This window comes from Enterobacter sp. R-1.6.2 (assembly GCF_035064085.1).
GTDB lineage: Bacteria > Pseudomonadota > Gammaproteobacteria > Enterobacterales > Enterobacteriaceae > Enterobacter > Enterobacter asburiae_B.
Map to the genome: position 1 here is coordinate 138,673 of NZ_JASEYI010000011.1, position 14,733 is coordinate 153,405.

General features: G+C 54.4%; 17 protein-coding genes. 5 read left to right on the top strand and 12 right to left on the bottom strand.

Annotated features, from left to right (window positions below; translation table 11 throughout):
• Positions 1 to 7: 7 nt before the first annotated feature.
• Both sodB and QMN93_RS13855 read right to left on the bottom strand, forming a co-directional pair.
• Positions 8 to 589 (bottom strand): superoxide dismutase [Fe], encoded by a 582-nt coding sequence (gene sodB / locus QMN93_RS13850; protein ID WP_193139094.1) that lies wholly within the window; start codon positions 587 to 589, stop codon positions 8 to 10.
• A 122-nt stretch (positions 590 to 711) separates the two neighbouring features.
• Positions 712 to 1,485, bottom strand: a complete 774-nt coding sequence (locus QMN93_RS13855) for a C40 family peptidase (protein ID WP_023311354.1) — start codon at positions 1,483 to 1,485, stop codon at positions 712 to 714.
• A gap of 338 nt (positions 1,486 to 1,823) precedes the next feature.
• Between QMN93_RS13855 and grxD the strand changes: the two genes are divergently transcribed.
• Positions 1,824 to 2,171: a monothiol glutaredoxin 4 gene (gene grxD, locus QMN93_RS13860; RefSeq protein WP_003832760.1), complete on the top strand. Its 348-nt coding sequence runs from the start codon at positions 1,824 to 1,826 to the stop codon at positions 2,169 to 2,171.
• 44 nt (positions 2,172 to 2,215) lie between these two features.
• Here the strand turns inward: grxD and rnt are convergent, their stop codons facing one another.
• From rnt to eptA, 5 genes are all read right to left on the bottom strand, one after another.
• Positions 2,216 to 2,866: a ribonuclease T gene (gene rnt / locus QMN93_RS13865; RefSeq protein ID WP_023311355.1), complete on the bottom strand. Its 651-nt coding sequence runs from the start codon at positions 2,864 to 2,866 to the stop codon at positions 2,216 to 2,218.
• A gap of 95 nt (positions 2,867 to 2,961) precedes the next feature.
• Positions 2,962 to 3,369 carry a lactoylglutathione lyase gene (gloA, locus tag QMN93_RS13870; protein ID WP_013096923.1) on the bottom strand — a complete coding sequence of 136 codons (408 nt, stop codon included), beginning with the start codon at positions 3,367 to 3,369 and terminating at the stop codon, positions 2,962 to 2,964.
• 100 nt (positions 3,370 to 3,469) lie between these two features.
• Positions 3,470 to 4,567 carry an alkene reductase gene (locus QMN93_RS13875; RefSeq protein ID WP_064672349.1) on the bottom strand — a complete coding sequence of 366 codons (1,098 nt, stop codon included), beginning with the start codon at positions 4,565 to 4,567 and terminating at the stop codon, positions 3,470 to 3,472.
• A gap of 53 nt (positions 4,568 to 4,620) precedes the next feature.
• Entirely contained in the window at positions 4,621 to 5,220 is a 600-nt protein-coding gene (locus QMN93_RS13880; protein ID WP_029739798.1) for a TetR/AcrR family transcriptional regulator, read from the bottom strand.
• A gap of 41 nt (positions 5,221 to 5,261) precedes the next feature.
• A complete protein-coding gene (eptA, locus tag QMN93_RS13885; protein WP_064672350.1) occupies positions 5,262 to 6,887 on the bottom strand; it encodes a phosphoethanolamine transferase EptA in 1,626 nt (541 codons plus the stop codon).
• Between the two features lie 148 nt (positions 6,888 to 7,035).
• Here eptA and QMN93_RS13890 point away from each other — a divergent pair, with 148 nt between their 5' ends.
• The 3 genes from QMN93_RS13890 (at position 7,036) to sodC (ending at position 8,820) form a co-directional block, all read left to right on the top strand.
• Positions 7,036 to 7,275, top strand: a complete 240-nt coding sequence (locus tag QMN93_RS13890; protein ID WP_008500587.1) for a DUF1289 domain-containing protein — start codon at positions 7,036 to 7,038, stop codon at positions 7,273 to 7,275.
• A 48-nt stretch (positions 7,276 to 7,323) separates the two neighbouring features.
• Positions 7,324 to 8,220, top strand: a complete 897-nt coding sequence (locus QMN93_RS13895) for an aldo/keto reductase family oxidoreductase (protein ID WP_032638255.1) — start codon at positions 7,324 to 7,326, stop codon at positions 8,218 to 8,220.
• An 81-nt stretch (positions 8,221 to 8,301) separates the two neighbouring features.
• Positions 8,302 to 8,820, top strand: coding sequence for a superoxide dismutase [Cu-Zn] SodC (gene sodC / locus QMN93_RS13900; protein WP_047061660.1), 519 nt, complete (start codon positions 8,302 to 8,304; stop codon positions 8,818 to 8,820).
• On the opposite strand, the gene QMN93_RS13905 is transcribed toward sodC, so the two are convergent.
• The 3 genes from QMN93_RS13905 to QMN93_RS13915 are packed head-to-tail and all read right to left on the bottom strand — an operon-like array spanning position 8,799 to position 11,931.
• Entirely contained in the window at positions 8,799 to 10,832 is a 2,034-nt protein-coding gene (locus QMN93_RS13905) for an FUSC family protein (protein WP_064672352.1), read from the bottom strand. The genes sodC and QMN93_RS13905 overlap by 22 nt on opposite strands.
• Complete coding sequence (locus QMN93_RS13910; RefSeq protein ID WP_064672353.1) at positions 10,832 to 11,692, bottom strand: HlyD family secretion protein; 861 nt, start codon at positions 11,690 to 11,692, stop codon at positions 10,832 to 10,834. Before QMN93_RS13910 ends, QMN93_RS13905 begins: the two co-directional genes overlap by 1 nt.
• Positions 11,693 to 11,694: 2 nt before the next feature.
• Entirely contained in the window at positions 11,695 to 11,931 is a 237-nt protein-coding gene (locus QMN93_RS13915) for a DUF1656 domain-containing protein (RefSeq protein WP_032657739.1), read from the bottom strand.
• Between the two features lie 186 nt (positions 11,932 to 12,117).
• On the opposite strand from QMN93_RS13915, the gene slyA reads away from it, so the two are divergent.
• A complete protein-coding gene (gene slyA, locus QMN93_RS13920; RefSeq protein ID WP_033145325.1) occupies positions 12,118 to 12,558 on the top strand; it encodes a transcriptional regulator SlyA in 441 nt (146 codons plus the stop codon).
• A 35-nt stretch (positions 12,559 to 12,593) separates the two neighbouring features.
• Here slyA and QMN93_RS13925 read toward each other — a convergent pair whose 3' ends face one another.
• A complete protein-coding gene (locus QMN93_RS13925) occupies positions 12,594 to 13,955 on the bottom strand; it encodes a GGDEF domain-containing protein (protein WP_193139096.1) in 1,362 nt (453 codons plus the stop codon).
• 199 nt (positions 13,956 to 14,154) lie between these two features.
• Entirely contained in the window at positions 14,155 to 14,622 is a 468-nt protein-coding gene (gene slyB, locus QMN93_RS13930; protein WP_023311367.1) for an outer membrane lipoprotein SlyB, read from the bottom strand.
• Positions 14,623 to 14,733 lie beyond the last annotated feature (111 nt).

Genomic DNA, 14,733 nt, shown 5'->3' on the forward strand with positions numbered 1-14,733 from the left:
GTGTCTCTTACGCGGCGAAGTTCTTCGCGACAAAGTCCCAGTTAACCAGTGCCCAGAAGTGCTCCAGGTAGTTCGGGCGCGCGTTGCGGTAGTCAATGTAGTAAGCGTGTTCCCACACGTCCACGGTCATCAGCGGCTTCGCGCTGGTGGTCAGCGGGGTACCCGCATTAGAGGTGGACACGATAGCCAGTTTGCCATCCGCCTCTTTAACCAGCCACGTCCAGCCAGAGCCGAAGTTCTTGATGGCTGCATCGGTAAATTTCGCTTTGAAATCCGCGAAGCTGCCAAATGCGGCCTTGATAGCGGTAGCCAGTTCACCGACAGGTTCACCGCCGGCATTTGGCGCCAGGCAGTGCCAGTAGAAGGTGTGGTTCCACACCTGAGCGGCGTTGTTAAAGACGCCACCCTCTGAGCTGCGGACGATCTCTTCCAGCGTTTTGCCTTCAAAATCGGTGCCCTTGATTAGATTGTTCAGGTTGGTGACGTACGTCTGGTGATGCTTGCCGTAGTGATATTCCAGGGTTTCCGCAGAAATGTGCGGTGCCAGGGCGTCTTTTGCATACGGTAGTGCAGGTAATTCGAACGACATTGCTTCTCTCCTTATTGTATTTTGTGTTGCCAATAACCACACAGACAACATGGACAGGATAGCAAATTGAAAGGGTATGCAAAAGAGGAACTTACCCTGCCACGGATGCGGCAGGGCAGGGATTAGCGAATGGTTTTTGGCGTCATCACGCGACGCGCGCCGACGTAGTGGCGTACCCAGTAGTCTTCACTGAGAGAAGTGATCTGAATATCCTGGCCGCTACGTGGAGACTGGATGAATTTCCCGTTGCCGACATACACGCCGACGTGGTCAGCCGTGCCGCGACCCTGGGTGCGGAAGAACACCAGGTCGCCGTTTTCCAGCTCACCGCGGTCAACCGGTGAGGCATCGCGCAGGTGGTACATCTCATTGGCGGTACGCGGAATGCGGAATTTGACCAGATCTTTATAGGCGTAATAGACGAGGCCGCTGCAGTCAAACCCGGTACGCGGCGAGCTGCCACCCCAGTGATAAGGTTTGCCAATCTGCCCCATCAGTTTGTTCATCGCGGTTTTTTGCGCTTTCTGTACGCGCACTTTATGCACTTCCGCTATTTTCGTGACCTTCGTGCATTTCGCCTTGTGGCCTTTACGCGTGATGCATTTTTCAGTAACGAGGTTAGCGGCGGTTTGCGAAGCTTTACTTTTGGCGGAGTGGGCAGTGCGGGAAGGTTTTGTTTTCGTCTTGCTGGAAGCGGTCTGTTTCGTCTGAGCCGGTGTTTTTTTCTTGTCGTTCTTAGCGGTGGTTTTTTTCTTACGTTCTGTGGCTTTCACCAGATGGTTTTTTTGTACAGCAGAATGCCGCGCCTGCTGAGAGGCGTTTGCCACTGGCGTGAAAGTGAGTGAAGTAAACAGTAAAGCACAGAGCGTGATCGAGATTTTATTTATCCGCGCCACTGGGCAGTCCCCTGATAAATGCAGGTCATCAATAATACCCGCGTGTGATTTACAAAGCCCGTCGATTCTAATCTATAAAAACCCAGAAAGTTAATAGCATTTTTCAATCTACAATCGTGTTTCGTTAGCAAGTGCAAAAAAATTCATCGTTCTGTCGCACATTTGCCCACTCCCTAAGCAAAACCCTGACCGCCGCAGGGGTAAACACCATTTGCAATGCAACTTTTCGTGACTCGGGGTAGAATGTATAAACGTGACAAAAATGTTATTTTCCGATGCCAGTCTGAACCGCTACAATGTCAGACGAATGCCGTAACAGAAGTTAAAGGAAGCAAGACATGAGCACCACTATTGAAAAAATCCAGCGCCAGATCGCTGAAAACCCGATTCTGCTATATATGAAAGGTTCTCCGAAGCTGCCAAGCTGCGGCTTCTCCGCACAAGCGGTTCAGGCGCTGTCAGCCTGTGGTGAGCGTTTTGCTTACGTTGATATCCTGCAGAACCCGGACATCCGCGCTGAGCTGCCTAAGTACGCTAACTGGCCGACTTTCCCACAGCTGTGGGTTGACGGTGAGCTGGTTGGCGGCTGCGATATCCTGATTGAAATGTATCAGCGCGGCGAACTGCAGCAGCTGATCAAAGAGACGGCGGCGAAGTACAAAACCGAAGAGCCGGACGCAGAGTAATTTTCTGCGCAAATAAAAAAGCGACCTGACAAGGTCGCTTTTTTTTATTCTTCGCTGTCGCCCATCGGCAGCGGCCAGCCGCCAAGACGCTTCCAGCGGTTGACGATCTCACAGAACAGCTCTGCGGTGCGCTCCGTGTCGTATAAAGCGGAATGCGCCTGCGTACCGTCAAAAGGTATACCCGCCGTGATGCAGGCTTTAGATAACACCGTTTGTCCCAGAGCCAGGCCGCTCAGCGCGGCGGTGTCGAAGGTCACAAAAGGATGGAAGGGGTTGCGTTTGAGCGCGGCGCGCTCCGCGGCGGCCATGGTAAAGCTGTGATCGAAGGTGGCGTTATGGGCCACCATGATGGCGCGGCTGCAGTTACTCTCTTTCATGCCTTTACGCACCATTTTAAAAATGGCGTGCAGCGCATCATATTCACTGACTGCGCCACGCAGCGGGTTGTGCGGATCGATACCGTTAAATGCCAGCGCTTCCGGCTGTAAGTTTGCCCCTTCGAAAGGTTCAACGTGGAAATGCAGCGTGGTGTCCGGTGTAAGCCAGCCCTGTTCATCCATCTTCAGCGTGATGGCGGCAATTTCGAGCAGCGCATCGGTTTTAGCGTTAAATCCGGCTGTTTCTACATCAATGACAACGGGATAAAAACCACGAAAACGGTCGCACAGACCGCTAAATTGAGCGTTATCGGACATCAGGGTCTCTTACAAGGGGAAAAAGCAGAGCGCATTATGGCAAATTTTGCAGGGTGATGCAGTAAAACTACGGGCGCATGTTGCGCCCTGAGGGATCAGTTGCCCAGACCGCGACCCGCGTCTTTGGCTTCAATCAGTTCGATTTTGTAACCGTCGGGATCTTCCACGAACGCAATCACGGTGGTACCACCTTTTACCGGACCCGCTTCGCGCGTAACGTTACCGCCGTTGCTGCGAATGCGTTCACACGCTTCGGCCGCGTTGTCCACTTCCAGCGCGATGTGGCCATAGGCGGTACCCAGCTCATAGCTGTCTACGCCCCAGTTGTAGGTCAGCTCGATCACCGCTTCATCCGTTTCCGGGCCGTAACCCACGAACGCCAGCGAGTATTTGTATTCCGGGTTTTCGCTGGTGCGCAGCAGCTTCATGCCCAGGACGTTAGTGTAGAAATCAATGGAACGTTGCAGGTCGCCAACGCGCAGCATGGTGTGAAGTAGGCGCATAATTTCCTCATTAACCAATGGAATAGACTGTCTTTTTGAACAGAAACGATGTTTTAGTATAGCGGCGAAGTATCGCCGCTATCAATGAACAACGGCGAGATTACAGAGAAGGGTAGTCGGTGTAGCCTTCCGCGCCGCCGCCGTAGAAGCTTTCCGGGCGCTGCGGATTCAGGACCGCTTTTTTCTGCAGGCGGGCAACCAGATCCGGGTTGGCGATGTAGTCGCGGCCAAACGCGACGGCATCGATCAGCCCTTTGCCGATCAGGTCTTCGGCTTTCTCCGGGGTATAAGCCCCCGCACCGATGATCACCCCGTGGAAACGCTCGCGCACTTTCTGACGGAAAGCGTCCGTGTAAGGTTTACCGCCAGCCCAGTCCGGTTCGGACATATGCAGATAGGCGATGCCACGCTTAGCCAGTTCTTCGATCAGGTACAGGGCATCGGCTTCTTCGTTCGGACCGTTGTCGACGTTCTGGAAAGAACCGATTGGGGAGACGCGGATCCCGATACGATCCGGGCTCCACTCCTGGCATACGGCGTCAACCACTTCCAGCACCAGGCGAGCGCGGTTTTCGACGCTGCCGCCGTACTGGTCGGTGCGGTGGTTGGACGACGGTGACAGGAACTGGTGCAGCAGGTAGCCATGGGCGGAGTGCAGCTCAATCAGGTCAAAACCGGCTTCACGAGCGTTGGCCACGGCCTGGCGGAAGTCGTTCACGATACCCGGAATTTCATCCAGCTCAAGCGCGCGCGGCATAGAGGTATCCACGCGGATCGCATTGCCGTTTTCATCACGCAGGGACGTACGGGTATTTGCGCTCAGGGCCGAAGCGGAGACCGGAGCCTGGCCGCCAGGCTGAATGCTGCTGTGAGAGATACGACCGGTATGCCACAGCTGGACCGCAATGCGACCCTCTTCAGCGTGAACGCCCGCGGTGATTTTCTGCCATGCGGCGATCTGTTCCGGGCTGTGAAGACCCGGCGCACCCGCATAGCCTTTAGCCTGAGCGGAAATCTGCGTGGCTTCCGTGATGATCAGGCCAGAGCTTGCGCGCTGACGATAGTATTCACCCATCAGTGGGGTTGGGATGTCGCCCGGCTCAATGCTGCGCAGACGGGTAAGCGGAGCCATAAACACGCGGTTTGGCGCAGTGACGGCACCTACTTTCAGTGGGGTAAATAATTTTTCAGCGGACATAAAGACTCCTGAGTAGACCAGTCGACTAGTAGTTGGGTAAATAAAAACGCCTGTTAAATGCCAGGCGCAGTAATGCTGTTTTTCACATGTGCCAGCGCGCTTTCCAGCGGCACGGCACTGCGCGAAATTTTTGCCTGCAGGTTAGCGCCTAGCCAGAGCGCATATAACACCTGCGCCTGGGTTAACGGTTCGCCGGAAAAGGCCAGCGTTTTTTCATCGCGGCCTTTCTCCAGCGCCTGGGCCAGCAGGGCGATAACGCCGCGGGCACCTTTATCCATCGCCGTGCGCATATCTTCAGAAAGATCGCACACTTCTGCAGACAGTTTAACGGTCAGGCATCCGCTGATAATGCCCTGCTGACAGAACTGGTTCAGCGTTTCCTGATAGTAGTTCAGAACACGATCCCGGTAGTTACCTTCACCCGACGCAAAGTGGGTCGCCAGACGCTGGTGGTAGCCAGCATAATGACGCTCCAGCATCGCTACGCCAAAAGCCTCCTTGGACCGGAAGTAGTGATAAAACGACCCCTTCGGTACCTCAGCGGTTTTTAATAGCTCGCTCAACCCCATACCGGTAAACCCGCGATGCATGCAAAGTCGCTCGCCGGTTGCCAGTAAATGTTCGCGGGTATCGTGTTCAGTATTTCTGCTCATGGCCGCACTCTAATAGACCGTTCGGTCTAATGCAAGCGAGTTTACTGGCGACATGCGCTCAGTATATCCAGCTGCGGTTGATAAACGGTTGATTTCACGTCCATCATACCCAATACGGTTGAGAATAAATTGTCCTGGGAAACCGCATTTTTTGCTGCATGGTCACGCAAACACTGTTCGTTGATGCCAAAGTTTTTCGCGTAATCCGGTGACAGCCAGAACATAAACGGAATATGCGTTTGCTGCTCCGGTGCCAGCATGTACGGCGTGCCGTGCAGATAAATACCGCTTTCGCCCAGCGATTCACCGTGATCTGAGAGATAAATCAGCGCGGTGTTCATGCTCGACTGGCGCGCTTTCAGCGCATCAATGGTTTTACTGACCATGCTGTCGGTATAGAGGATAGTGTTGTCATAGGTATTGATCAGCGCCTGATGGTCGCAATCCTGAATTTCATTAGTGTCGCAGGTTGGGGTGAATTTACGGAAGTTGTCCGGGTAACGGCGATAGTATGCCGGACCGTGGCTCCCCATCAGGTGGATAACCAGCACCGTATCTTGCTTCACGCCATCCAGCACGTTGTCCAGACGATAAAAGTTCACATCGTCAATACAGGATTTGTCTTTGCAGAACTGATCCAGCTGCCACTGCGTCATGTCGGTATGGGGCACGCGATCGCAGGCACCTTTACAGCCGCCGTCGTTGTCGCGCCACAGCAGGTTGATACCCGCATGCTTAAGCACGTCGAGTAGCCCCTCGCGATGGTGAGCCAGGTCGGCATCGTATTTGCTGCGCGTCATGCCGGAGAACATGCACGGAACGGAAACCGCGGTTTCGGTACCACATGAGGAGGCCTGCGGGAAGTTAATCACGTCCTGCTTTTTCAGCTCCGGGTTGGTTTCGCGTTCGTAACCGTTCAGGGAGTAGTTTGCCGCGCGAGAGGCTTCGCCGACGACAAGCACCAGAACGGTTTTCTTTTGTTGGCCGGTAATCAGTGACCCTTTGTGGGCATCTTCACCAATGCGCACCAGCGTTTGATCGCCGGCAAACCAGCGCATCTTGCTGTACTTCACCACGGCGCTGACATAGTTCGCCGGGGTGACCATTTTGACGATGCTTTTGTTATTGCGGAACAGCGACGCGTAATCTTTATAAAACAGCGCGGCAATCAGGATAATCACCAGCAGAGCGCCGAGCATCGCGGCAACGCGCGTCAGCAGCGCGTACCACCATTTTCCGGTACGAATCCGGGTCAACGCCAGCACCACGGAAGGCACGAGGCCGGCTATGACAATCCACAGAATCATCTGCGGGGTCACCAGGGCGGTCGCTTCCTGAGAGTTGGTTTCGAACACGTTCACAATCATGTTCTGGTCGATCACCGCGCCGTAGGTATACATGAAATAGGTCGCCGCGGCGCATCCGATCGTCAATACAATCAGCAGCGGCTTGCGGAGATACGGGATGTTAAGCAGGCTAAAGACAATCACCCAGCCGCAAAACAGCACCAGCGGGACGGAGGCGGCAAAGAGGAAGTCGTGCAGATGCACTGGGCCGATAATGGCCCAGCTGCGCTGGATAAACAGCCCGTTCAGCAGAGTAAAAAAGAGTGCACAGCCCAGAGTAAATTTAATGTCGTTACATTGTAACTTTCTGATTAACCACATCGATCGGTAAACCTGTTATTGTCATGATGGGCCGAGTATAGAGAGGGAAGATTAGTGAAACCTTAATGCCACAAATCTGTGATACGGCCTTGCACGCGGCGCGATTAACGTCTTCACTGTAGGTGAGAGTAGCTATCGGGAGGTGAGTGTGGCAGAGCAGCTGGAGTTTTTCCCCATCCAGAGCCCGTGCCGGGGTATTTGTCAGGTCGATGAACGCGGATATTGCCGCGGGTGCATGCGTACCCGCGATGAGCGTTTTAACTGGCAAAACTTTAGCGACACGCAAAAGCAGGAGGTGTTACGCCTCTGCCGACAGCGTCTTCTGCGCAAAATACGCGCAAACAAAGCGGGTGAGACCGAAGAACCCCAGCAACCTTCACTTTTTTAACACGGTAATTGCGTATACTCATGACATTACGTCCTTGAGGAAAATGTTATGGTTCAGCGAATTACCCTTGCCCCCCAGGGGCCAGAATTCTCCCGTTTTGTGATGGGCTACTGGCGTCTGATGGACTGGAATATGTCCCCCCTCCAGCTGGCGAGCTTTATTGAAGAGCACCTCGATTTAGGCATCACCACGGTTGATCATGCGGATATTTACGGTGGCTACCAGTGCGAGGCCGCGTTCGGCGAGGCGCTTAAGCTGGTTCCGGCCCTGCGCGACCGCATGGAGATCGTCACGAAGTGTGGGATTGCCACCACGGCAAAACCTGAACATGCCCTCGGTCATTACATCACCGACAGCGCGCATATCATCAAGAGCGCCGAGCAGTCGCTGGTCAATCTGGCGACCGATCGTATCGACCTGCTGTTAATCCACCGCCCCGACCCGCTGATGGATGCCGATGAGGTAGCGGAAGCCTTCCTGAACCTCCATCAGAGTGGAAAAGTGCGTCACTTCGGCGTGTCTAACTTTACCCCGGCACAGTTTGCGCTGCTTCAGTCTCGTCTGCCGTTCACCCTCGCCACCAACCAGGTTGAGATCTCCCCGGTACACCAGCCGCTGCTGCTGGATGGTACCCTCGATCAGCTGCAGCAGCTGCGCATTCGCCCAATGGCCTGGTCGTGTCTGGGGGGCGGTCGTCTGTTTAATGATGATGAATTCCAGCCGCTGCGCAACGAGCTTGAAACCATCGCCCGCGAACTGAACGCGGAGAGCATCGAACAGGTGGTTTACGCATGGATCCTGCGCCTGCCGTCAAAACCGCTGCCCATTATCGGCTCCGGCAAAATAGAACGCGTGCGTTCTGCACTGGCCGCTGAAGAGCTGCAGATGACCCGTCAGCAGTGGTTCCGCATCCGTAAGGCCGCGCTGGGTTACGACGTACCATAAACCGCCTGAAAGTGGCTTTCCGGTGAAATCTTTGCCTCTGGTATACACTTAAGGGGCAAAAAATAACCCGCGGAGGTCACTATGAAGCGTTTTGCTCTGGCACTGGTCACGCTGGTTGTTTGCGCAGGGGCGCAGGCAGCCAGTGACGAAGTGGAAATGAATCTCGTCACCCCACAGGGTGTGGGTCAGTCCATCGGAACGGTGAAAATCACTGAAACCGATAAAGGGCTGGAGTTCGCCCCCAACCTCAAAGCCCTCCCTCCCGGTGAACATGGTTTCCATGTTCATGCCAAAGGCAGCTGTCAGCCCGCTTTAAAAGAAGGTAAACCGTCTGCGGCGGAAGCGGCAGGAGGGCACCTCGATCCGCAGCATTCCGGCAAGCATGAAGGCCCTGAAGGAATGGGGCATTTAGGCGATCTGCCTGTGCTGGTGGTGAATAACGACGGTAAAGCCACCGATCCCGTCGTCGCGCCGCGACTGAAAAAGCTGGATGAGGTGAAAGGCAAGGCGCTGATGATCCATGTCGGCGGCGACAATATGTCCGATCGGCCTAAACCACTTGGCGGCGGCGGAGCACGCTATGCGTGCGGCGTGATCTGATCTCCAATCGTTCCCGGTGGCGGTGCCTGTTCCAGCTGCGACAGCGAGCAGTGCAGGCGCCAGATTATCGAGGCCAAATCACGGGCTGCGGGCAGATGATGCTGTGCAAGCGTATCGCAGATCCGCTGCAGTTCATTCAGCGTGGCTTCCAGCGGCCGCTGCTGGACACCGCTCTCACTCATTACATCGCGCAGCAGGGAGATGCAAACATCACGAACCTGCGACAGCGGATCGGAACGCGTTTCCCACGCGCGCAGCTGCCAGACCACGTGCGAGCAGTTCAACAGCACCACGCCCCAGCGCAGCAGCCAGCGCCGGGACAGCGCGTCCTGGCTGTTATTCAGCTGGCTGACGTGATGATAGACCAGCGACTCATATTCGTTTTCGCTCAGATGCGGTTTACGGCTGAGCTGATCGACAAACCCTCTGCGTAGCTCCCGGATATGCCTGCGGCTCTTGCGTGCATCGGAGCCGGGACGTAACACCGCGAAAGCCAGCCACGCCAGCCCCACGCCCAGGATCTTCGCCAGGTTGTCATTGAGAAAATCGGCGTAATCATAAACAGGTGGATTCGTCACGGAGATAAACGAGCCCATAAAGACAATCAGCTGTCCCCAGAGGCCCGCCAGCTTAGGCATTTGCAGCTTCAGAAGCTGCATGGTGGTCAACAGGGGAAACAGGAACAGCAGGAACTGCCATAGATCGCTTATCTGCACCATCAGGCCAAACTTCACCACGAAGCTGAACAGCGACAGCAGCACCAGCGTGCGCAGCAGCAGCGTAAGCGAGTTGAACGGCGAGGCCGCGACGGAATAAAGCACGCAGCTGATGGCGGCAAGCGTCAGGGCCGCCGTACCGGACTCCCACTGCGTGGTAATGCTCCACGCCCCCACCAGCATCAGCGCACAGAAGGTGCGAAAACCGCTCCACAGCGCTTCCAGATAGTCGGTATGGCGCGCAAGTGCCGGACTACCGGGGACGTTGAACTCCGTCAATGGAGTCGCGTTTTCGACGGCCGTAATCCAGCGGCTGCTGCGCAGGTACAGCCGACAAAAGTAATTCAGGCGCTGCCAGAAGGCGCGATGGCGGTAGTCGTACTCATCAACCGGGGCGAGCGGGGCGATAATCCGCGCTACGGTGTAAATGTCCGCATCCGGGCGCGCAAGGGCCGCGAGCAGCGCTTCAATCACGGCCCGGATATTTTCAGGCGGCGTCGGCCAGTTGAGCAGCATCCGGCGCAGGCTGGAGATGGCGCTGGTCATGCGCAGCTGCTGGTGCAGCAGATAGTTAAGCAGTGTGTTCTGGCGGCGAAAACGGTAGTGGCTCCAGAACGCCTGAATGCGCAACAGATTCATCGTCAGGATCTGCCCGATCACCTTTTCATGCGCGAGACGGATATCGTCGCTGGTATCCGGTTGCCACAGCAGACTCGCGTGTTCCAGCAACCGTGTGTGCATGGTTTTGAGCGCGGTGATGAGCGCGGTGCCGTCGGATGTGCTGGGGAGGATCATCATCATGAAGCCGCCGCTGAGGATCCCGACAATCACTTCACAGACGCGCGCCTGCGCGATATCCCACAGTTCGGTGGTGTCGAGCACGTTAACCACCGGAAAGGCGATAATGGCGGCGGTATAGCCCGCCAGCTGGAACGCGTAGGCGACGTTATTGGTAAAATGGGCGCAGGCCCAGGTACAGCACCCCAGCCATGCGGCCATGCTCAGCAGGAACAGCCACGGATCGTTCAGCGTATGGCCAGCGATAATTAGCGCCGCGGTGGCGCCCAGCAGGCTGCCTGCGATGCGACCAAGGCTTTTACTGATCACCCCGCCTACCGTCGGAAAACTGACCACCGCCGCAGACGTCATCGCCCAGTAGGGCTCATCCAGGTTCAGGTAATAAGCCACAGTCAGCGCAAGACACATGGCAATGCCGTTACGCAGCGCGTAGCGCCACTGGGGACGCGTTGCTTTCATCCACGGCGTGTTTTGCCAGGAGAGACCCTGCAGCTTCATCACCGGTTTCCGATGGAGACAGTGCAGGTAGTGCCGGACACCAGGGTAATGTCCTCCGGCAAGCGGTCAAACTCCACGCGAACCGGAACGCGCTGGGCCAGGCGCACCCAGGGAACGTTCGGCTTTATGTCCGGCACCAGGCCTGAATCCGTTTCAACACTCTGATCGTAAATGGCGCGGCCAATGCTGGACACGTGACCCTGTAACTTTTGAGAGCCGCTGTAAAGCGTTATTGCGGCTGGCGAACCCTCGCGAATATGCCGAAGCTTGGTCTCTTCGAAATAGCCCACGACGTAGAAGGAGTGGCTGTCGACGAGGGCAAATATCGGTTGTCCCGTGGTGGCATAATTCCCCACGCGGGCCGAGAGGTTGGTCACCCATCCATCAACAGGTGCCGTAATCACGGTTTGGGTCAGTTGCCACTGCGCCTGCTTCAGCGTCGCCTCCGCCACGTTAACGTTAGCCTGCATCGCCTTGACGTTGATATTGGCGGTGTCTAAATCTTCCGCTGAGATGTAGTTTTGTGACAGGTGGCGGCGGCGGTTGGCCTCGTTGTTTGCCTTAGCCAGATCCGACTGGGCTTTCGCCAGCTGCGCCTGGGCGTTCAGGATCGCAATGTGGTACGGGGTATCGTCGATGCGGAATAAAATGTCTCCCTTTTTGACGAACTGGTTATCCTTAACCAACAGCGTCGTAATACTTCCCGACACCTGAGGGGTAATGCTGACCTGCTCGGCGCGGACTTTGCCGTCACGCGTCCAGGGCGACTGCATATAAAAATTCCACATCCACCAGCCCGCAACCAGCGCGAGGGCAAGGACTAACAGGGTGGAAAAGTACTTTAGCGTTTTCAGGAACATATTCACCACACAGTCAAAACGGCAAGGCCCAGGCATACGGAAAGGGCAAACAGGGAAAGATCCATCAGCATGGGATGCCAGATTTCGCCGGAGTACATCCAGTCGCGAAGCAGACGATGCGCGATGAGCCAGAGGATAAAGCCCACCAGAACGGCCTTAAACAGGGGAGGAAAGTAGACTGACGCACCGAAGATCAGGTCCTGAAGGGGTAAACCCTCTGAGCGATGAAAAAACGTCACGGGCAGAAATCCTTTGCAGTGAACAGAATGCCGCGTTGGCTTGTCTTAGTATGATGAAGCATCACAATTCAGTGTAAGTCATACTTTTAAGTTCGATGAATGCAGTATTGCATTTGTTTTGGCAATACAAATGCTGCACACTATTCTAAAATCAGTATAATAACTTAGCAAGCTAATTATAAGGAGATGAAATTGGAATCGCCATTAGGTTCTGATCTGGCAAGGTTGGTACGCGTCTGGCGTGCTCTGATTGACCATCGCCTGAAACCTCTGGAACTCACACAGACGCATTGGGTCACGCTGCACAACATTCATCAGCTGCCGCCCGAACAGTCGCAAATTCAACTGGCAAAAGCGATAGGGATTGAGCAACCGTCGCTGGTGCGCACGCTTGACCAGCTGGAAGAGAAGGGGTTGATCTCGCGGCAAACCTGCGCCAGCGATCGTCGCGCCAAGCGGATTAAACTCACCGAGAAAGCGGCGCCTATCATCACGGAAATGGAAGCCGTGATCACCAAGACGCGTGGTGAAATCCTGTCAGGCGTTTCACCGGCGGAGCTGGAAATGCTCATCAGCCTCATTGGGCGCCTTGAGCAAAACATCCATGAGCTACAGTCGCGCGACTGACAAACAACAAGGCCTTGCAGCAGCAAGGCCTTTTTTTACTTAAAGACGACCACGCGGTTACGGCCCGTCTCCTTCGCTTCATACATCGCTTTGTCAGCATTTTCCACGCACGTTTCTGCGGCTATTGCGGGTGACGTTGCCGTATATACCCCCATGCTGATGGTGATTGGCTCCGGTAGTTGACCGCCGCTGCTGGCGTTATCGAAGCTGCTCAGATTTAACCGTATGCGTTCCGCCACCTGATACGCCGCGTCTGATGAGGTGTTGGCCAGCATCAGAACAAACTCCTCACCACCGATACGGGCCGCGATATCCTGGGGGCGCACGGAATCCATCAGCAGATTAGCAACAAACTGCAGGACCTTGTCGCCCTGAAGATGCCCGTAGGTGTCGTTGATGCGCTTGAAGCGATCGAGATCGCTTACGATGACGGAAACCGGGCGGCTGGGTTTGGCAATATCCAGCGCCTGCTTTAATGTTTCATAAAAATAACTGCGGTTATACAGGCGCGTCAGCGGGTCGCGAATGGAGTTCTGGTAAGACTGCTGATATTTAACGTGCGAGTCGCGATACAGCCTGAAAACATCGTAGAGCAGAACAAAAATGATCATCAGCGTGGCGACGGTTTCAAATAAGCGAGCGCGATACCAGGAGACATCTTCAACATGTCCACCCACTAACAGCATTGAGAGCGTGACGATATAGCAGACGCACAGAAAATTACCGCCCACCCAGAATAAGTTGCGTATGCGCGTAATAAACATCAGCGTGGCTAATGTGACCACCCAGAGTGCAATCAATGCAATATTAATAAAGTGGCTCCAGAGAACCATAAACTCACGGGTTTCATTATCAACAAGATCAATGGATAAAATGGAAGAATGACTGGAATACATCCAGGCCAACCCTACAGTAAAAGCGGTAAAGAGAAACTCGCCGCTCACAATAGCAATATGCGCCAGCCGCGAAAGGGGACAATTGCGCGTGGTATAGAGTATTGACGAAACGATTATTAGCACCGCCATTAAGAGATGGCGGAACATATAGAAGATCATCGCATCGTTGTAGTTCACCGCGTTGAACTGATAGAGGTCCAGCCAGGCGGGAAAGCTGCACAGCGTTCCGACCATCAGCGATGCCGACCCGGCAAAGGCAAAAGCAAGCGATACCAGATACAACCGTTTTCGGTCACACCAGTATTTCATTGCCATAAAGCAGGGAATAAACAGGTCAAACACCAGTAAAAAAATGGTGAGCGTAGGGAACAAGTGAGACGAAAAGGTAGGAACCCATTCGGCAATTTTTGAAAACAGGGCGTGTAAGATGCCGATAACAGCAATACAACCTAGACAGAACGAGATATAACGGCCCTTTACAGAACGGCGATTCGCAAACATATATGGTTTTAATGACTTTATAATGAATTAAGGTGAGGGTATTGCGAAGAGTATAATCAATTAGCACGCTAAATACTTTGCGCAGAAACAATATATGACGTGGTTAATAATGGGTGGAGCGAATGTATTTTGTAAATATATTTGTGGGAGTGATAAATAATGTAAATGGATGTGGCCTGATGACCACATCCATTTTTAATTAACGTGGAGAAACGGTCACCTGACTTCCGTTGCTTGCCAGAACAACGCGCTGGCCTGCAGAGAAGCGAGTGCTGCCTTGTTTCTGAACAACCATGATCGTGCTGCCGTCGTCTTTACGAATTTCCAGCTCTACGCCCTGGGTTTTGTTCATCGCACCCTGAACGCCCTGGCCGGCTACGCCACCCGCAACGGCGCCTGCGGCCGTTGCCAGCGAGCGACCTGTACCGCCGCCGACGGTATTACCGAGGAAACCACCCAGCACGGCACCGCCGATTGCGCCCATCACGTTGCTTTCATCACCACCCTGGATCTGTACAGGGCGTGCGTTAACAACGGTACCGTAAGTCACGTTCTGAACCTGTTTCGCTTCAGAAGCGCTGTAAACGTCGCCAGAAAGTGAACTGTCATTCACACAGCCAGCCAGAGTTAAACCAATCAGCGAAACGCCCAGTACACGTAAAATCATTTGAATCTCCTGTTCACCAAAAACGCCCGATTGGGGCATCCGTTATGGCTAAATTATATGGCATAAGGAGCCATAGTTCATATCTTTGCACTAACAATAAGAAAATTGTAC